Source organism: Arsukibacterium sp. (assembly GCF_036735525.1).
Lineage (GTDB): Bacteria > Pseudomonadota > Gammaproteobacteria > Enterobacterales > Alteromonadaceae > Alishewanella.
Genome location: NZ_DAINOE010000063.1, coordinates 1 through 19,092, shown reverse-complemented (window position 1 = coordinate 19,092; position 19,092 = coordinate 1). Strand labels below are relative to the sequence as shown.

The window sequence follows — 19,092 nt, the reverse complement described above, 5'->3', positions numbered from 1 at the left end:
GGTTTTTCCAGCTAAAATGCGCATGTTGCTCTAATACACGCAATTGCTCAAACACTATATCTGTTGGATCCATGGCCACCAGGCCAAAGTACTTGTCCATCACCTGTACATTATGCTGCCAGTGATCGGCAAAATCACTGAGTAAAGGCTGACAACCCGGCAGTGCAGCTTGTCTGGCCGCATTAAGCGCCGCTAAAATATCGGTCATATTATCAGACGAATGATAATGAGACGTACACAGGCTCAAGCCATCATGAGTTAAGGCCAGATATCCCAGGCATGTCTGACGCAGTCGTCTCCGGCCTACTTCGGCCGCCGAATATTGATAGGCCTGTTGTGGCAAGCCACGATAGCATTGTAGCCATTGTTGTTGCAGGCTTGAAGCCAGCAGTTGCCTTGCTTGTTGCAATACCAGCAGTATGGCATCAACATCAATGGGCTGAAAATGCTCAGCCAGGGTATCAAAATCTGGTAAGGTCAGTAATTCTGCTGTCAGGGCTAAATCAGCCAATGGCTGCGCTAACCATTGACGGTATATACTTAATAAGGCAGACGGCAGTTGACACGGCTTAGCCTGTTGCAGAGTTTCAGTGAACAGCTGCAACCAGAATTGCTGCATAGCATCCCAACGGGCAAAGTCATTACTCGCCTGTGCCGCAATCTGTAACCAGGTATCAAGGGTACGGCCGCTCTGAATCAATTTTACCGGTGCCGAAAAATCCTCCAGCCAAACCACTGTTGGACGCTGGCTTAGCTGCTCAAAGCTAAAATGCTGTTCTGCCTCGGTGACAACCAGCCTATGACGATTAGAGCAAAGCTGTTTTGTCTCAGCTGTTTTCGCCTGTGCGGTACAGCTTAATAACTCAATATTGACCGGCATCATTAATGGCAGTTTTTCGGTTTGATCAGCGGTTGCCGGCGTATACTGTTTAATCTCAAGCGTTAAGCACTGAGCATCTGTATCATAATGCTCGGTAACAGTAAGCTCAGGGGTGCCCGATTGACTATACCAACGCTTAAATTGACTCAAATTCAGCTGATTAGCATCCTGCATAGCCTGCACAAAATCATCACAGGTTACTGCCTGACCATCATGTCGATGCAGGTACAGGGTCATTCCCTGATTAAAACCGTCTTTACCCAATAGGGTTTGTAGCATACGGATCACTTCGGCGCCTTTGTCATACACCGTTACCGTATAGAAATTATTCATTTCCAGCACTTGCTCCGGCCGAATCGGGTGCGCCATCGGGCTGGCATCTTCAGCAAACTGCGCAGTACGAATAAGCTTTACTGCAGCAATGCGGTTTAAGGTTGGTGATGCCATATCAGCACTAAACTCCTGATCCCGAAAAACCGTCAGCCCCTCTTTTAAGCTCAATTGAAACCAGTCACGGCAAGTAACGCGGTTACCGGTCCAGTTATGAAAATACTCATGGCCAATAATGGACTCTATATTAAAAAAATCCAGATCAGTGGCGCTTTGCTCATCAGCCAGCACATACTTACTGTTAAAAATGTTCAGACCTTTGTTTTCCATGGCGCCCATATTAAAAAAATCTACCGCCACCAGCATAAAAATATCTAAGTCATACTCAAGATTAAACCGCTGTTCATCCCAGCGCATGGCTCGCTTTAACGCGCCCATAGCATAATGACTGCGGCTAAGCTGGCCTTTATCTACAAAGATTTGCAAGCTGACTTTACGTCCGGATTGGGTAATAAATTCATCTTGTAGCAGGTCAAAATCACCGGCGACCAACGCAAATAAATAACAGGGCTTGGGGAAGGGATCATGCCAGGTAACCGCTTTCCGGCCATCATTCAGAGATTCTTCAACAACTTTATTGCCATTAGCAAGCAGGTAAGGAAAGGCAGCATTATCAGCAATGACGGTAGTAGTAAATACCGCTAATACATCAGGCCGGTCCAGATAAAACATGATGCGTCTGAAACCTTCAGCTTCACATTGAGTGCAAAACACACCATTTGCCAGATAAAGCCCCTCTAACGCGGTATTCAACTCAGGCGATATTGAGGTCACAATTTCTAATTCAAACTGCTCAGGCAGCTTAAAAATACGCAAGGAGGTGTCATCATGCTGATAATCATCTGGCTGTAACAGCTTGCCATCAAGCCGTAAGCTGATTAACTCTAACTGCTCACCGTCCAGTTTCAGTGTTTGCTCCGATCCCTGACGTTGCAAGGTCATGCGAGCTCTGACCCGGGTGTTAATTGGCGCCAGCTCAAATTGTAAATCAACGCAGGAAATAAGAAATGAGGGTGGCTGATAGTCGGCCAGACGAGTGGCGGTTTTTCTGCTGCTTAAAGACATAATGACTCCTGCAAAAGGCACTTAAGGCAAGGCGCGCCACCACTGCAAGATGCAGCAGGTGGCGTTACAACATTATTTATTAATGGCTTGCAAGCTCTGACCAGAAAGCCCAGGCAGTATCATCAGCTCCTGGATGAATTCATGGCAGTTGCTTCACTTTGCACTGAAGCCGGAGGCGTTAAACGCAAAATTTTAATGCCAAGATAAGCATAAATAATAGATAGCACCGGGTTAATCAGGTTGAAAAACGCATAAAACAGATAATCCAGCGGGTTCACCCCTAGTACACCATGCATATAAGCACCACAAGTATTCCAGGGGATCAATGGGCTGGTAATAGTACCGCCATCTTCCAGCGAGCGTGATAAATTAACAGGCGCTAAGCCGCGACGTTCATATTCTTCTTTAAACATCCGCCCTGGCATCACTATCGACATATATTGATCAGCAGTTAGAATGTTAGTGGCAAAGCAGGTAACAATAGTACTGGTTAGCAAGGAGCCGGTACTTTTGGCAAAGGCTAAAATCGACTGTACAAACTTACGTAACAGGCCAATTTTTTCAACCACAGCGCCAAACATCATAGCCGAAAACACTAACCAGATAGTATTAAGCATACTGGCCATACCACCACCACTAAGCAATCGGTCCATCTCTTCATTGCCGGTAGTCATGGAAAAGCCGGCAAATAAAGTTTGCCAAACCAATTTAAAGGTAGCCAGGGCTACATTTAAATCAGTAGCAATCAGTGAAGCTAACAATTGTTGTTGAAATAACAACGCCCATAACGCGCCTAACAGCGCACCGATAAACACCGTCGGAAACGCTGGAACTTTTTTCATCGCCATCAATAACAACACCACCAGCGGTACCAGGCTAAATAAACTTATATTAAAATGTTGCTGTAGCACCTGGCTGATATTATCAATACGACCAAGATCTGAGGATACATCGGCATTAAATCCGATTAACACGAATAATAGTAACGCCAACACTATACTGGGGATGGTGGTCCACAGCATATGGCGGATATGTTCAAACAAGTCAGCGCCAGCCACAGCTGGCGCTAAATTGGTTGTTTCACTTAACGGCGAAATTTTATCGCCAAAATAAGCGCCGGAAATTATCGCACCGGCAGTAATGGCCGGAGATAAGCCCAGGCCGGTAGCAATACCAATTAATGCCACCCCTATAGTGGCGGCGGTAGTCCAGCTACTGCCAATACTCATCGCCACTATGCCGCACAACATACAGCTGGCAGCATAAAACCAGTTTGGAGTTAAAATCTGCAAACCATAATAAATTAACGTAGGCACTGTGCCGGATAATAACCAGGTACCAATTAACGCACCTACCGATAGTAAAATCAGCACGGCGCCCAGTGACAATGAAATGCCCTTTACCATGGCATCTTCCAGTGAACGCCAGCTATAACCATTTTTAAGCCCGATAACAGCAGCTACACCTGCCGCTATAAACAGCGCTATTTGGTTAGGACCATATGACGAGTCATTTCCGAATAAATACACTGAGCTGGCCAGCAGCACAATTAACACTACTATTGGCGTAGCGGCATCCAGGAAACTGGGTTGTTTTTCAGACATCAAGCATGCTCCAGTAGCAACAAGCCATCATTGGCCTTATGTCGTTGTTATAGTTATTAAGAACCTAAGTTGTGCCTGTTACCAGGAACGGTAAAACATAAACAGAATAATCACCGGGCAGACAAATTTCACGTACCAGGGCCAAATGCGCCAAATTATACGTTGCTCAGCCTGACTATCTGCTAACTTTAATTCGGCCAATATAGTATTGCGATGCCAAACCCAGCCGGCAAAAATACATAACATTAAGCCTAATAACGGCTGGCTGTAACGGGTGGTCGCTGCGATGACCAGGCCAAATAAACTGTCAAAATTAACAATGATGATCAAGCTGGCGATAAAGATCAGCCCGGCGACAAACCACACAGCCCAGTGACGACCAATGTTACGGCTCTCCACCAGATAGGACACCGGCACTTCCAGCATCGATATAGACGACGTTAAAGAGGCAATCGTCATTAACACAAAAAACGCTAATGCGACAATCAGGCCCACCTGGCCCATGGTATCAAATAAGGCCGGTAGCACGGAGAAGATCAGAGTATCACCAGCGATAAGGACGCCATCATCAGTAAATATTTGTACGCCCTGATTCAAGGCTACATACATTGCCGGGATAATCACCAAGCCCGCTAAAACGGCAACACCAATATCAATCAGCGCCACCGAAGCCCCTAATTTAGGTAAGTTTTCTTTATGGCTGACATAAGAGCCATAAATCAGCATAGTGCCCACGCCTAAGGACATGGAAAAAAATGCTTGCCCCATGGCACTAATTAGCAAATCGGGGTTTAGCACCTGCGAAAAATCTGGTAGTAAGTACACCTTCAGGCCTTCAATTGCGCCATCTTGTGTCATCACATAACCAAACAATAACAGCATTAATATAAACAAGGTTGGCATCAGGCGCACTGACCAACGCTCAATACCATTAACTACTCCGCCACTGACGATAGCCACAGTAAGCAGCATAAAAAAACCACAGAAAATCACATTACGGCTAACTGAAAAGGTCACCAGCCAATGCGCAAAATCAGTCAATCCAAACAATCTGACAATAGCCTCAGTGCTGTAAGCCAGCATCCAGCAACCAACAATGCCGTAAAATGCTAATATGCCAGATACTGTAATAATACCCCAGACTCCCACAGCACGACCAACACGGCTGTTAGTCACCTGACCTAATGCATCTACCACATTAGCTTTAGTCGCGCGACCAATTAACAACTCAGCCATTAATACCGGATAGGCTAATAAAAAGGCCAGTAACAAATACATCAGGACGAAGGCAGCACCACCGTTACTAGCCACCTGTGACGGAAAACCCCAGATATTACCAAGCCCAACTGCCGAGCCGGCTGCTGCCAGAATAAAACCAATACGGGAATTGAATTCACCACGTGCTGCCATAGTTAACCTTTATAATTGTAATTTATTGTTAGTGTTATGGTTCAAAATTTTAGTGTTGTTTTTGTGTTATATCGTAACTGAACAAAAGGCGGTATAAATACCGCCTTTTAATACAGACTCTTTGAAATTACTGCCGCGCAAGGCGATTCATCATTAATAAATCAGCTGTGATATTAGCGGTTTCTTCCAAAAAGGGGTCAATTTTACTCAATATCTCTGGCGCATCATCCACTGATTCTACCTTAGGTAACTCAAAACGAGTCAGACGTTGATTAACCCGCTCCAACGCTCTGGCTTTATCTTTTTCGCGCTCAGCGACACGCTGAGCTTTTTGCAGCGACACGGTTTTCTCCAGTTGCTGCTGCTTGTACTCTTCAATATCTGCCAGCAAATATTTAAATTCTGTTTCCTTTGCAATACGTTTTTGGTGCTTTTCCTGCAGTACCGGTACTAATGTCTGAATATCACTTAATTGCCGGTACCGTGCCGGAGCAATAGAATCCCACGGCAAAGCGTACTCTTCTTTGCTCTCGCCCCACTCTGCCGGATCAATGGCGCTGGGGAAAAGGATATCCGGGATCACTCCCTGATGCTGAGTACTGCCACCATTTATGCGATAAAACTTAGCTATGGTGTATTGCACACTGCCCAACGGGTTTTCAAACATATCGTAAATACGGCTTAAACCACGATGTTGTTGTACTGTGCCTTTACCAAAGGTTTGCTCGCCAACAATCAGCGCCCGACCGTAGTCTTGCATTGCAGCAGCGAAGATTTCTGATGCCGAGGCACTATAGCGGTCTACCAACACGGTCAGTGGGCCATCGTAATAGCTGATACCATCGTTGTCCTGCGACTCCTGAACCTTGCCATCGCCATAGCGAATTTGCACCACTGGGCCACGATCAATAAACAAACCGGTCAGCAGCGTAGCTTCTTGCAGTGAACCACCACCATTGCCTCGTAAATCGACAATGACGCCATCCACTTTCTGCTCTTTTAACTCTACCAGTAACTTTTTAACGTCTTCCGCCAGGTTGTTATAAAAGCCAGGAATACTAATCACGCCAATATTGTGATCAAGCTGGCCTAATCGCGGCGTGAAAACTTCGGCTTTGGCCGCACGGTCTTCCAGACGAATTTTGTCTCGAATTATAGTCACAACCTGTGAATTATTATTGCCAATATCGTTGCCACCCAGCACTTGTAAACGCACGGTGCTGCCTTTAGGCCCTTTAATCAGATCGACCACATCATCTAATCGCCAGCCAATCACATCGACAAAGTCTTTCTTGTCCTGTGCCACACCAATAATCCGGTCTTTTGGTTTTAAACGCTGGGTTAAATCTGCCGGGCCGCCAGGTACCAGGCTCTGAATAACGGTATAGTCCTCATCTGCCCTGAGCACCGCACCAATGCCTTCAAGTGACAGATTCATTTCCTGTTGAAAGCGATCAGCATTACGGGGGGATAAATAAGAAGTATGAGCCTCAATAGCCCGGGCAAAGGCATTCATTACCAATTGAAAAACGTCTTCGCTTTGTGTTTGCGTAAAGCGTTTTTGCGTGTTCTGATAACGCTTACGCAAAATGTCACGGCTTTCATCCAGGGTTTTGCCAGTCAGCTTTAAATTAAGCGCATCAAACTTAACCCGTTGCCGCCATAATTCGTTAAGCTCAGCCGTAGTAGCGGGAAAATCGGCTTCTTCACGGTCGTAATGATATGCATCGTCTTCGGCAAAATCAAACTCTTCATCCAGTAATGCCAGTGCATAATCAAAGCGTTCAATACGTCTTTCCAATGTCAGACTGAACATATCAAAAGCAAAATTCAGATTGCCTTTATTGATAGCATCATCAAACTGGTGCCTATAGGTTTCAAAAGCTTCGATATCACTTTTTAGCAGCACATTGCGGAAATAATCAAGATTACGCAGATAAATATCAAACACCCTGGCTGATAACTCATCATTTAATTGCACCGGCAAATAATGACTGCGCGTGAACAAGGCGGCAATCCGTTTACTGGCGGTGGCATGTTGCGCCGACTGGTTCAGCTCAGGTAACACCAGATTTTCTTTTGGCGCAGGGGCATTTTGCTGGCTCACTGTTGGCACAGGCGAAGCCTGCAATCCAAAGGAGAGCAATATGGCAGCACTGATAGCAGTTATCTTATTCATAAGCAACTCTGTATTGGTCAGGCCTGAAACAAATTATCCTGACGGGTTTTAATCACCATACCAGAGCCAAGCTGCACGGTCACATCTTGGCCATGGGCTTCGAGTACTGTCGCCGACATCGGGCTTTGCCCTAATTTCACCAGCACACTGGCCCCTACTTTTAAATCTTCATTGGCTACAGCTGTTAACGGTGCAACAGCATTACTAGCAGGGGCTGCTTCTGGTTGTGGCTTCGCTGTCTGAGTATTAGAGCGTACCGGACGCTTTTTGTTCGGTTTATTTTTTACTACTGACGGCTCAGGCTTTGGATTTGCCTGGGCACGCTGTTGTTGTAATTTGGTTTTACGGCTTTCAGCCGCTTTTAGTTTGCTCTCAGCCAGGATTTTACTGGCATGTTCTGCTTGCTGTTCGTCAATGACCTCACCGGCAACACCATCTAAATCAACCCTGGCAACGCCGGCTTTGGTCGCTTCTAAATAGCGCCAGCTGGAGGTATAAACCCTAAGCGCCTGGCGTAACTGTGTTTTACTAATTAGCCCCTCATCAGCCAGTCTCAGCGCTAAATCCTGGAAGATGCCTACCTTAAGTGGCTGTATCTCACCCTGAATACTGAAACAGCGCGGAAACTGTTGCGCCAGCAGGGCCAGTACTTCTTTAACATTAGTCGGTTTATTGCTTGTCGCAACAGTCTCAGTAGCCAGAGTATCAGTCATCGGAGTAGCGTCAGTCATTGTTATCATCTGTGTTGTCGTCTATAAAGTCGTCTGGTTGGTCATCGTCTGCAGCGTCTTGCTCATCCGATGCCCCTTCATCTATTTGTTGTTGGACAAAACCAATTGCCCAGCCAATTAACTCGTCCTCGTCGGCATCGAGTAATACGGTATCTCTACCTAACTGCTGCCATAACATGGGCATCAGTTCATCAATTTGCTCAGCAGCCATATCCTCAGGCAATGCCTGCCATACAGCATGCACTACAGCATTAAAAGTATCAGTCACATATTCTTCTTCGCCTTCCCAGTCACCTACGTCACTGACTGACAACAAATAATCATGTACTGAGGCTAGTTCTTTCATGTTGACTTGACCAAATGCTGCTCAAACATCGCCACTAACTGCTGTAATCCCTGTTTATCCTGCTCATCAAAGCGCGCCAATAAAGGACTGTCAATATCCAGTACCGCTATAATAGCGCCGCTCTGGCGCACCGGAAGCACTATCTCAGAGTTACTGGCAGCATCACAGGCAATATGGCCAGGAAACTCATGTACATCTTTGACTAATTGTACTTCACCAGTGGCCACCGCAGTACCACAGACACCCTTTCCTACCGGGATCCGTACGCATGCTACCTGCCCCTGAAAAGGACCCAGCACGAGTTCACCATCGCGCATTATATAAAAACCGGCCCAATTTAAATCAGGCAATGAATTAAAGAGTAGCGCACTTAGGTTAGCCATGTTGGCAATAAGATCAGATTCATGCTCTACAAGAGCTTGCCCCTGCTGCAATAGCAGATCATACATTGCGGATTTTTCGCTGGACATTAAAAAATTCTGCTGCACTTAACAAGAGCCACTACATTACTTGTTTTAAAGCCTGAATTAAACCTTTTTTAACGCAAAGCCCGCTGCAAATAACGAGGTTGTGGCAGAAAAAGCCAACCTTGCCTAAAAAAACATCAAACTGCGTTATCAACAGCATAGGGATTGGCCGGATAGAGTTGCTGGGGTGCTTGCATCTGCAAACTAAAATGCCGGGTGTCTTTGTAAGGTAGTTTCATAAATCCGCCTACCCCCTCACCACTAATCAGCGCAACCTTACTGATTATACTGTCCAGCAACTGGGCAAAACGTGGCTCGGCTTCCGGGTCCAGTAAGCGGTAATAACTGTGAATTTTCATATAAAGTGGCGTGACTTCAAAAATAATACAACCGGTATGACGAATTAAATTTAAGCTGGCGATATCATCCATAATGGCATCGGGTAACACCAGCTGTTCATCTGGATCTTTTCCATCCTCAAAGTAAGAATGCTGCTTACTGGCCTCTTCAGTACTCAGCACCGGCGCCAACTGATAGGGAATACGACTGTTATCAGGCACGACGAAAGGTGCTGCGGTGCTTTCTCTTGAGAGGTGTAAGGTATTTCGGGCATTAAATAAACAGGCTTTAAAAATGCCGACTCTGGCAATAGCCCGCGCTAATGTCACTACATTATTGACCGCCAGCGCAAAAGCCTGTTGCAGACTGTCATCATATAAATTCAGGCTTGAATCTATATAGACCCCGCTGGACTGCCAGTGAATAGCGATGCCACCGACCACAGGAAAACGCGCTAAACGGCTTACTGCGGCAATGAAGGCTTTTTCTTTATCCCCCATGCCATCCAGGTAATTCTTGTAATAACGCTCAAGCTGCGCATCATCAACCAAAGCTATATTGTCGTTGGCGTTATGCTCACGCAAAAAGGATTTACGTGACGAGTATACTACCGTATCCAGCTCTCTTCGCTGCGGGCTGACCCACACCGGTAACAACGGCCTATCGTCAAATAAGGCTAATTCAGGCAGCACCAGTTGCTGTAACCTTGGCATATTGACAATAAAATAATCACCCGCCTTATAACGCAATGCCTGATCATCAGACAACATCGCATCCAGCATGGTGGCAAATTCAAGCGGTAAACCGAGGCTTCTGGCCGGAATAGCTTTATAACCAAAGCGACAAGACTGACCTGAAGCAAGTGCATACAAGGTACCCGCCACCCCTTGCTCATCAAAACGTACTGAGGATAACTGGCCACTACGCTGCTCGCTACCAATAAAATAGACATCACCCAGCCGGGCATTGGAATGCTGTAAATCGGCCGACATCAACTGCATAACGTTTGTCGCAATATGCTGACCCTGCTCATCTAGTTGCGCATAAACCGATGAGCCCCAATCAATAAGGCTTACCCGGCCCGTCTGCTTGTCGTAAACCAGGTTTGACGGCTTAATATCGCCATGTACTATAGGTGCGGGCAGGCCATCCTTTTGTAAGCGGCGTAAAAACAGTAATAACTGTGCCAGTAGTGCCGCCACATCAATCAGCATGCGGGCAGATAAACGGCCTTGCTGTAAACTGACCTGCTCCATATCTATGCCTGGCGCACGCCCCATCATCAGAATGCCTTGCTTACGTATCACCTGATAGGTGACAAAGGCGGGTACCGCCGGGTGAACTACCTGCGATAACATATAGGCTTCGTCAGCCAGGCGCTCCTGAATATGCAGCGGCAAATTAATGCGCGAAAATTTAAACACATAACACTGATCATCAACCGCAAAGCCGGCAAAGGCAAAACCATAAGCGCCCTTACCAATCAGCTCAATATGACGATAGCCGAGTTTTTCCAGTTTACTGATGCACAAGGCCACCCAGTCTTTCAGCTTTTTTGCGTCATTGGCATTAAGCAGATAAATCGACTGCTCTTCAGGGATATAAAAATTGCGAAGTTGGTTTTTTTCCAGCATATCAGGCTCTGACACAGCGCTGGCTGGCCCACTGGCGCAGCGCCTGCAATTGCTCGGCCATCACCACCGATAATGGCTGGGTTTCTGCCAGCTCAGCCAGTAAGTAATCCAGCGAGAACGCCACCTCGTCTGCCGTCGCGCGATAACAGGCTCCTACCACCGCCTGCTCCAACTCGGCGCCAGAAAAGCCCTGACATAAGGCCAGGCATGGCGCTAACGCTGGCGTGTCCAGCTTAATATCGCGCAAGGATAAATGCAGTGCCAGCAAAGCCAGGCACTCTTCGTCACCTGGCAGGTCGACAAAAAAGATTTCATCAAAACGGCCCTTGCGCAGTAACTCAGGTGCCAACTCGGTAATATTATTTGCCGTTGCCACCATAAATACCTGACCTTTACGCTCCGACATCCAGGTTAAAAAGATCCCCAGCAGGCGTCTGGATACGCCATTATCGTTATCGCTACTGGCCATGCCTTTTTCAATTTCATCAATCCACAATACACAGGGAGACATCGCATCAGCCAGGTTAAGCGCTTGTAGAAGATTTTTTTCAGTTTCGCCGATGTATTTATTATAGAGCGCCGCCATGTCCAGCCGTAGCAATGGCAGCGCCCAGCTGCCAGCAATGGCCTTGGCTGCCAGGCTTTTACCTGTACCCTGCACCCCGGTTAATAAAATGCCCTTGGGCATATCTTTGCCACCTTTCACAAACGCCGGTTGACGGTGACTGAGCCAGCGTTTTAAATGGGGTAAACCTATTACCTGATCCAGTGTTTTGCTGTCATATACCTGTGCCAACACACCATCGGTTTGCAGTAGATTAAATTTCGCCTTATTGATACGTGGTAAATCGGCCGCAGTAATAGCGCCATCATTGGCAATGGCTTTATAAGACAGCCGTTTTACTTCTTCAAAGGTCAAACCGCGCAAATTCTTTACTAAATTGGCCACTTCCGCCGGCGCCATATCCACCAGCATATTGTGCTGCCGGGTGTAATGCTCGGCCATTTCATGGATAAGCTGGCGGATTTGCTGATCACTGGGCAAATGTAACTGAAAACGATAACTGAGCCGGGCTAATTCAGGCGGCAAATTAATGGCATAACTCAGCAGTATTATGGTGTGACCCAGCTGATCGTGGGCCTGGGCAATCTCTTTTAAAAAGCGCACATTACGCGGCTCAGCTAAAAAGGGATGAAAGTCACACAGCACATAAATACCCGGGCTGCGGGTGCCTTTTATTTGCGCCAGCAACTTATCCGGCTCGGTATTAAAGGCCTGGGCACTGCTCTCCTTATCCAGCCGCAGTAAGCCATCAGTAATGGTCCACTGGAATACTGGGCGAAATAAATTTACTGCCAGGCGTTTAATCAGCGCCAAAGCACGTAACTCTTCATAACTTTCAATAATAATTAAGGGGCTACGCGCCTGAACTAACACCCGTAAATCATCAAATTCGTGCATCTGATACCTTATTTGCTACTAATTTTGGCAGGCATAAAAAAACCCACTGATCACAGTGGGTTTTAGCAGAAACGCCGCACCTTTCCAAGTGCTTTAGCCGCTTATCGCATTGACAGCAACATAGTGGAAGGTTGTTCCAGGTATTGTTTCCAGAGATTAGTAAAGCGCGCTATGGTGCCGCCATCAATAATACGGTGATCGCCAGACCAGCTGATTTGCATCAGTTGCCTTGCCACCACTTCGCCCTTAGCGTTATAGCGCGGCAGGTTTTGCACCTTGCCCAGTGCCACTATCGCCACTTCAGGTTTATTGATAATCGGCGTAGCCACAGTGCCGCCTATAGCACCAATGTTAGAGATGGTAATAGTGCCGCCTTTTAAATCAGCCGGGCTGACTCTGCCATCGCGCGCCGCGTCCTTTAAGCGGGTCAGCTCTGCGGCAATGTCTAAAATCGATTTTTGCTCACAGCCTTTGACATTAGGTACTAGCAAACCAATTTTTGAATCAACCGCTACCCCGATATTATGCTCGCTAAAGTAACTTAGCTCAGTGCAATCGGCATTAGGCTGGCTGTTCATAATAGGGAATTCCGAGATGGCCAGAGATAACGCCTTCATAAAAAATGGCATCATCGTCAGTTTCACACCCTGTTTGGCATACTGATCTTTTAACTGCTGTCGCAGTGCAATTAAATCTGTTAAATCAATTTCCTCACAATAGGTAAAGTGCGGAATCGTGGCCACCGAATCGGCCATTTGCCGCGCCATAGCGGCTTTAATGCCCTTAATCGGCTCGGTTTTCAGTATGCTGCGCCCTGCTGCAGCTGCAGCTTGAGTAACGGCGGGAGCTTGAGCGCGAGTGGTTGCTTCAGTAGCAGGCTTGCGGCCAGCATCAACAAAGGCCTGTACATCTTGCTTATACACCCGCCCTTTATCACCAGAGCCCGCGACCTGAGTTAAATCCACACTGAGCTCACGCGCTAAGCGCCGCACCGCCGGACTGGCCAGTGCTTTGCCAGACGGAGCCGGAGAGTTTGATGCATTACTCTGTGTATTGTTCACTAAGCCAGTCTTGGCTGAAGAGCTATGGCCTGCACTTGGCGCAGCAGTGCTCAGCTCTACATGACTGGATTCCGCAGAAAGCTGCGCTGCCCCATCCGCTATTTGCATCGCAAATAACGCCTGATGCACCTTAGCAATCTCACCTTTAGCGTAATACAGCTTGCTCACTTTACCTGAGTATTTGGCCGGAATTTGCACTAAGGCTTTGTCGGTCATAACATCACACACGGGCTGATCTTCGACAATGTCATCGCCTTCAGCGACTAACCAGTCAACAATCTCGCACTCAACAATACCCTCGCCGATATCAGGCAGGATAAAGTCTTCCAGCCGGCTTTGGCCTGCGGATTTAGTTACTGTTGTCGCTTCAACTTTGTTAGCTTCAGCTTTGTTGGACTCAGCTGTCGGACTATCTGCAGGCGCCGCTGAACCTGCCACTTGCATCGCAAACAGCGGTTGATGCACCTTGGCTATCTCGCCTTTGGCATAATACAGTTTACTGACCACACCGTTGTACACCGCAGGTATTTGTACCAAAGCCTTATCGGTCATGACATCACATACCGGCTGATCTTCAACAATAGTATCGCCTTCATTGACCAGCCATTCGACAATTTCACACTCAACAATACCTTCACCGATATCCGGCAGAATAAAATCCTGTTGCATGCTGCCCCCTTAGAAGGTTACCGAGCGTTTAATCGCTTCGTAGGTTTTCAGATGATCGGCCACGTATTCTTTTTCCAGCGCCAGTGGATAAGGTGTATCCATACCACAGACCCGTTCAATCGGGCTTTCCAGATGTAAAAAACACATTTTCTGAATAGTGGCGGCAATTTCACCGGCAAAACCACCGGTTAATGGCGCTTCATGGTTAATCACCAGACGGCCGGTCTTTTTCACAGAGGCGGCAACGGTATCGGCGTCCCATGGCAATATGCTACGCAAGTCGATCACTTCGCAGGAAATGCCCTCTTTTTCAGCCATTTCTACCGCTTTTTGTACGATTTCCATCTGCGCGCCCCAGGCCAGCACAGTGACATCAGTGCCGCTTTGCAGCACTTCGGCTTCACCTATGGGTAACTCATAATAGTCTTCGGGTACTTCACCGGTGGAGGCCCGGTACAGTTTTTTCGGTTCAAAAAATATCACCGGATCTTCACTGGCAATGGCCGCCAGCAATAAGCCTTTTGCCTGATAAGGGTCACGCGGTACCATAATTTTTAAGCCCGGTGTATGCGCAAAATAGGCTTCAGGCGACTGGCTGTGGTAATGACCACCGGCAATACCACCTCCATAAGGGGTGCGAAACACTAAACCACCAACATTAAATTCATTGCCTGAGCGGTAGCGGAACTTGGCGGTTTCGTTGACGATTTGGTCAAAAGCCGGAAAGATATAATCCGCAAACTGTATTTCTGCCACCGGCTTCATGCCTTGCGAAGCCATACCATTGGCAAAACCGGCAATTCCCTGCTCGGTCAGCGGCGTATTAAAACAGCGCGCCTTGCCGTATTTTTCCTGCAATTTACTGGTGGCCCGAAATACACCGCCAAAGTGGCCAACGTCTTCGCCAAAGCACACGACGCTGTCATCTTTTGCCATGGCCAGGTCGAGCGCATTATTAATGGCCTGCAACATATTCATTTTAGCCATTAGTCGAGTCTCCCTGAGGTAATAGGATAGGCATCCGGATATTTACGGATATGCACTTTTAATTCATCTAATTGTTGCTGTAAGGCCGGGATCGGTGTGTGATACACATCAGAAATTAAGTGCTCAATGCCTGGCTTAGCCACTTTTTCCGCCACTTTTAAGGCATCAAGGATTTCAGTACGCAAGGCATCCGTTTTGGCCTGATCTTCGGCTTCATCGAGCCAGCCTTTGGCTTGTAAATACAGTTTAAAGCGCAGTACCGGGTCGTTTTTACGCCACAGCGCCTCTTCTTCTTTTGAGCGATAGCCGCTGGGATCATCAGAAGAGGAATGTGCGCCTAAACGATAAGCCATAGATTCAATTAATACCGGCTCGTTATGCTCAAGCGCATAGTCACGTGCCATCTTAGTGGCCTGGTACACCGCCAGAATATCAGCACCGTCTACCCTTAGAGACTTCATGCCATAACCCACGGCCCGGCAGGCAATGCCGTCACCGACAAATTGTTCGTTAGCCGGGGTAGAAATGGCATAACCATTGTTACGACAGAAAAAGATCACCGGGGCTTTGTGCACCGCGGCCATATTTAAACCGGCATGAAAATCGCCTTCAGAAGCCGCGCCTTCACCAAAATAACAAATGGTGGTGTTTTTCAGGCCACGCAGTTTTTGTGCATAGGCATAACCACTGGCTTGTGGGATTTGTGTACCCAACGGCGAGGAGATAGTCATGTAGTAAATATCTTTACTACCATAATGCACCGGCATTTGCCGGCCTTTGCCTAAATCTTTTTCATTGGAGAACAGCTGATTCATAAACTGCTCGAGCGTAAAACCACGATAGCGCAGCGCGCCCTGCTCGCGGTATTGCGCCATTATCATATCCTGCTCATCCAGCGCAGCCGCACTGCCGATGGTGGCTGCTTCTTCGCCCAGGCATTGCATGTAAAAGCTGATACGGCCCTGGCGCTGTGCGGCTAACATCCGCTCATCTAATACCCGGATAAACACCATGGTATCGTACATTTTCAAGGCAGTAGCTTTGTCGAGCTCGGGGGCGATAGCGCCCTCGTACAGACTGCCATCGTCTTTTAAAATTCGCAGCGTCGGAATTTTTAATGCATCACCGGCAGTAAATTCTGCAGTATGCACCGTGGTGATGGTGGCATTGTTTGGGTTAGTCATAAGGGTTCTCTTGGTTGTACTGCAATGTTGTACGAATATAGTGTACTGCAGCGGGTACTCTTATAATTTTCCGGCCAACTTTACCTTTACGTAAACTGCATTGCAACCAAGCGTAGCCATAAAAAAAGCTGACGGCCAAAGAGGCTGTCAGCTTATATTTACTGTAAAACAGATTATACGGCTTAAGGTTGCAGATAAGTCAGGCTAACCTGCCCTGCACAGACTTAGGCACCACCATTAGCATAGCGCGCTGACCAATAGCCACATTAGCATTAGGAAAGATCAGCGCTTCACCTTCACGCTCTACCCGGTATTCCATATCATCGTCGGTGGCCAGCAAGGTGCCCACCGGATAGCAGGTAAAGTTTTCCACGTCATTGGCAAAATGCAGTTTAAAGCCCTGGGTTTGCTTAATAATAGAGCGATACACTTCGTATAAGTGAAAGTCTTGCTCAGCAAAAGGCCGCTCGGTGACCTTTGTCGCGGTGATTAAGTCACGTAAACTCTGATCAGCCTGACTAAAACGCTGCATATCATTCTGGCCAAACGGCTGTACCTTACCCAGTTCAATGGTAAAAGAATCAGCGCCATGTTCATTAGAGGCATAGTAACTAAAGGTACTGGCCGGTGTTTGCATCAGCAGCACCGTATCTACGCCACAGCGCAGTAAAAACTCAAATTGGTTTTTCTGCCAGGCTTTGTCATGTAAATAAGGATAAACGGCAAATTTCTCAAAACGGGAGCCACGAATAGCCGTATGTAAGTCATACAAATAACGCTTGCGGCCTTGTTGTTGATAAAACCGGCTGACATAGTGCTCTAAGGCCTGGGCCCGCAGTCGCTCTGCATTAATCAGGCCCGCCCCCTTACTATGGTGGCCGCTAAATAAGCGATTAAGGTTTTCACTTATTTCCCGGCTACCCTGATTTATTGCCGCAGGGTTACCAAACAGCACCAATACCCGCTCTTTAAGCACTAGCTTGCCCTGCAAAACATCGCGTACTATGGCGGCACACAATTCTATAGGCGCGGTTTCGTTACCATGCACACCGCTGGATAACACTATATCTTTACTGCTATCGCCCGCTGGCGTAAAGCAAATCACCCCGGTATCCCAAATTTGCACTTCAGTGCCATTATCAAGGGTAAAATGCGATGGCGCTAAACCATCCGGATTCGCTAAGGTCAGGGCCAGAAAATCCCCATTTTCTACTAAGCTTAATGGCATTGCGCCTGCTCCCTATCTACTTCGAAAATACTGCAACACTTATCTGAGGTCGATTCTAACCCAGTTTTAAGCAATAAACACGGTTCAGCATCAGGCTGTTGCAGTGAAAAGTTTAGCTGAGTTCCAAATATTCATACAGCCTCAATGATATATAATTGCACTGTAAGTTATTCTTTTTTATGGGTATTTTTAACATCGGCTTTTTTAACGAATACTCTTGTCAATTCATAAGCTGAGACACAAGTAGCAAAAAACAAAATTAACATTACCACTGCGTATCCTCCCAGGTCGCCATGAACGCCCTGAATATTGGTAGCGCCAAGAAGTAAACCCAGACCAGCTAGCGGCAGGCAAACCAGGCCGGTAATACCGCTAAAGAAAGCGACTTTTTCACTTGAATTTGTATAGTTTCGAAAATAGTAGATGGCACTAACATTTAGCAATACTGTAAGATTTAATATTAGCCTTATCATCATCAATTTCCTTATATTAAACTTCGGTGCTATCCCAGCAGTTTTTTATTTAATCCCACCAAAGTAAAGCCTTATTATTTCTTACATCTTCTTCTGAGTTAAAGACCATCCCTTGACGCGACGCTTCTGCTCTAAATACCTCAAATAAGGCCTCTATTTCAGTTTGCGATCTTGGTAGTGTAACCAATAATGCGTCAGCGTAGGGCCCCCCTTCTTCTTCAATTCTTTTTTTGTCCGAATAAATCGCATCCCTTGGGATTTGAACTTTAACTGCGCCAAGCGCATAAAGCGACTCTACGAATGTCTTCGCATCTTCAGTACCGAAAAATCTATTACCCGCTAAAGCATACGGATTATTATTTTTAGCAAGCCACTCTCGAGCTTCAGGCGGACTGGGATATAAAAAATAAATCACCAAAGCACCAGAGAGACAAATTAGCAAAAACTTCAACATTTGGAATCACCTATTAAGCCTAACCTTGAGGTAACCCGCGCAGCAGCGCAGAGAATCACAGGGGCAGCAGGCCCTGAATGCCACAGTTTGTTATACATCATTTCCGTTTTATACCATATACCCAATCCAAGCCTTGAATAGCTGTAGTCGGGAATGCTGTAGTGTGACTTGCGCCAGAGATGATTGAAAAGTTAATCTCGATGTCTGTACTACGATATGCAGCAATCTTGTCTCTAAGTTGCACCGCTCCTGCAACCATGTCTTGCCCTTCGCCAAAAGCTGGAGTTTCATGCTCGCCTACGGATAAATACACTTTTATCTTCGTTTGCGGTTTTGAAAATGAAGCATTTAATATGGCGTTGTCGTCAAACCAAACAGATGGGCTACCTAGTATGTAGTTTGAAAAAAGATCCGGTTCAGTTAACAAAATGAAAGCACCAAACAAACCACCTAGTGAATTACCTACAAAGGTTCTATCTGTTTTGCTCGCTCGATAATGCGTATTTCGGGATGATCCGGCCAGCGATTT

16 protein-coding genes are annotated in these 19,092 nt (G+C 46.8%); all 16 read right to left on the bottom strand.

Going from position 1 to position 19,092, the window contains the following annotated elements:
• Window positions 1-2,335, bottom strand: a 2,335-nt coding sequence (gene pepN, locus V7D78_RS12315; protein WP_333608752.1) for an aminopeptidase N, incomplete at its 3' end; no start/stop codon positions are given.
• A gap of 122 nt (window positions 2,336-2,457) precedes the next feature.
• Window positions 2,458-3,939: a Na+/H+ antiporter NhaC gene (gene nhaC / locus V7D78_RS12310; protein WP_333608751.1), complete on the bottom strand. Its 1,482-nt coding sequence runs from the start codon at window positions 3,937-3,939 to the stop codon at window positions 2,458-2,460.
• 78 nt (window positions 3,940-4,017) lie between these two features.
• Window positions 4,018-5,349, bottom strand: a complete 1,332-nt coding sequence (locus V7D78_RS12305; protein ID WP_333608750.1) for a sodium-dependent transporter — start codon at window positions 5,347-5,349, stop codon at window positions 4,018-4,020.
• Between the two features lie 127 nt (window positions 5,350-5,476).
• On the bottom strand, window positions 5,477-7,528 hold the full coding sequence (prc, locus tag V7D78_RS12300; RefSeq protein WP_333608749.1) for a carboxy terminal-processing peptidase: 2,052 nt from the start codon (window positions 7,526-7,528) through the stop codon (window positions 5,477-5,479).
• A 17-nt stretch (window positions 7,529-7,545) separates the two neighbouring features.
• On the bottom strand, window positions 7,546-8,259 hold the full coding sequence (proQ, locus tag V7D78_RS12295) for an RNA chaperone ProQ (RefSeq protein WP_333608748.1): 714 nt from the start codon (window positions 8,257-8,259) through the stop codon (window positions 7,546-7,548).
• Window positions 8,252-8,605 (bottom strand): hypothetical protein, encoded by a 354-nt coding sequence (locus V7D78_RS12290; RefSeq protein ID WP_333608747.1) that lies wholly within the window; start codon window positions 8,603-8,605, stop codon window positions 8,252-8,254. Before V7D78_RS12290 ends, proQ begins: the two co-directional genes overlap by 8 nt.
• Window positions 8,602-9,075: a GAF domain-containing protein gene (locus V7D78_RS12285; protein ID WP_333608746.1), complete on the bottom strand. Its 474-nt coding sequence runs from the start codon at window positions 9,073-9,075 to the stop codon at window positions 8,602-8,604. Before V7D78_RS12285 ends, V7D78_RS12290 begins: the two co-directional genes overlap by 4 nt.
• 134 nt (window positions 9,076-9,209) lie before the next feature.
• On the bottom strand, window positions 9,210-11,060 hold the full coding sequence (locus V7D78_RS12280) for a protein kinase domain-containing protein (RefSeq protein ID WP_333608745.1): 1,851 nt from the start codon (window positions 11,058-11,060) through the stop codon (window positions 9,210-9,212).
• The gene (locus V7D78_RS12275) at window positions 11,047-12,507 is read right to left on the bottom strand and encodes an AAA family ATPase (RefSeq protein WP_333608744.1); all 1,461 of its coding nucleotides are present in this window, start codon (window positions 12,505-12,507) and stop codon (window positions 11,047-11,049) included. The genes V7D78_RS12280 and V7D78_RS12275 overlap by 14 nt, the downstream gene beginning before the upstream one ends.
• A 101-nt stretch (window positions 12,508-12,608) precedes the next feature.
• Window positions 12,609-14,237, bottom strand: a complete 1,629-nt coding sequence (locus V7D78_RS12270) for a dihydrolipoyllysine-residue acetyltransferase (RefSeq protein WP_333608743.1) — start codon at window positions 14,235-14,237, stop codon at window positions 12,609-12,611.
• A 9-nt stretch (window positions 14,238-14,246) separates the two neighbouring features.
• On the bottom strand, window positions 14,247-15,224 hold the full coding sequence (locus V7D78_RS12265) for an alpha-ketoacid dehydrogenase subunit beta (protein ID WP_333608742.1): 978 nt from the start codon (window positions 15,222-15,224) through the stop codon (window positions 14,247-14,249).
• The gene (locus V7D78_RS12260; protein WP_333608741.1) at window positions 15,224-16,408 is read right to left on the bottom strand and encodes a thiamine pyrophosphate-dependent dehydrogenase E1 component subunit alpha; all 1,185 of its coding nucleotides are present in this window, start codon (window positions 16,406-16,408) and stop codon (window positions 15,224-15,226) included. The genes V7D78_RS12265 and V7D78_RS12260 overlap by 1 nt, the downstream gene beginning before the upstream one ends.
• A gap of 199 nt (window positions 16,409-16,607) precedes the next feature.
• Window positions 16,608-17,636, bottom strand: coding sequence for a succinylglutamate desuccinylase (gene astE, locus V7D78_RS12255; RefSeq protein WP_333608740.1), 1,029 nt, complete (start codon window positions 17,634-17,636; stop codon window positions 16,608-16,610).
• A gap of 167 nt (window positions 17,637-17,803) precedes the next feature.
• A complete protein-coding gene (locus tag V7D78_RS12250; RefSeq protein WP_333608739.1) occupies window positions 17,804-18,112 on the bottom strand; it encodes a hypothetical protein in 309 nt (102 codons plus the stop codon).
• 46 nt (window positions 18,113-18,158) lie between these two features.
• Window positions 18,159-18,563, bottom strand: coding sequence for a hypothetical protein (locus tag V7D78_RS12245; RefSeq protein WP_333608738.1), 405 nt, complete (start codon window positions 18,561-18,563; stop codon window positions 18,159-18,161).
• A 97-nt stretch (window positions 18,564-18,660) separates the two neighbouring features.
• Window positions 18,661-19,092 (bottom strand): alpha/beta hydrolase (locus V7D78_RS12240; RefSeq protein WP_333608737.1); only part of this gene is annotated, 432 nt, incomplete at its 5' end.

Bases quoted from the DNA above. Each gene is read 5' to 3' on its own strand.
- nhaC (WP_333608751.1), bottom strand. From the start codon at position 3,939: ATGTCTGAAAAACAACCCAGTTTCCTGGATGCCGCTACGCCAATAGTA.
- V7D78_RS12305 (WP_333608750.1), bottom strand. From the start codon at position 5,349: ATGGCAGCACGTGGTGAATTCAATTCCCGTATTGGTTTTATTCTGGCA.
- prc (WP_333608749.1), bottom strand. From the start codon at position 7,528: ATGAATAAGATAACTGCTATCAGTGCTGCCATATTGCTCTCCTTTGGA.
- proQ (WP_333608748.1), bottom strand. From the start codon at position 8,259: ATGACTGACGCTACTCCGATGACTGATACTCTGGCTACTGAGACTGTT.
- V7D78_RS12290 (WP_333608747.1), bottom strand. From the start codon at position 8,605: ATGAAAGAACTAGCCTCAGTACATGATTATTTGTTGTCAGTCAGTGAC.
- V7D78_RS12285 (WP_333608746.1), bottom strand. From the start codon at position 9,075: ATGTCCAGCGAAAAATCCGCAATGTATGATCTGCTATTGCAGCAGGGG.
- V7D78_RS12275 (WP_333608744.1), bottom strand. From the start codon at position 12,507: ATGCACGAATTTGATGATTTACGGGTGTTAGTTCAGGCGCGTAGCCCC.
- V7D78_RS12270 (WP_333608743.1), bottom strand. From the start codon at position 14,237: ATGCAACAGGATTTTATTCTGCCGGATATCGGTGAAGGTATTGTTGAG.
- V7D78_RS12265 (WP_333608742.1), bottom strand. From the start codon at position 15,224: ATGGCTAAAATGAATATGTTGCAGGCCATTAATAATGCGCTCGACCTG.
- V7D78_RS12260 (WP_333608741.1), bottom strand. From the start codon at position 16,408: ATGACTAACCCAAACAATGCCACCATCACCACGGTGCATACTGCAGAA.
- astE (WP_333608740.1), bottom strand. From the start codon at position 17,636: ATGCCATTAAGCTTAGTAGAAAATGGGGATTTTCTGGCCCTGACCTTA.
- V7D78_RS12250 (WP_333608739.1), bottom strand. From the start codon at position 18,112: ATGATGATAAGGCTAATATTAAATCTTACAGTATTGCTAAATGTTAGT.
- V7D78_RS12245 (WP_333608738.1), bottom strand. From the start codon at position 18,563: ATGTTGAAGTTTTTGCTAATTTGTCTCTCTGGTGCTTTGGTGATTTAT.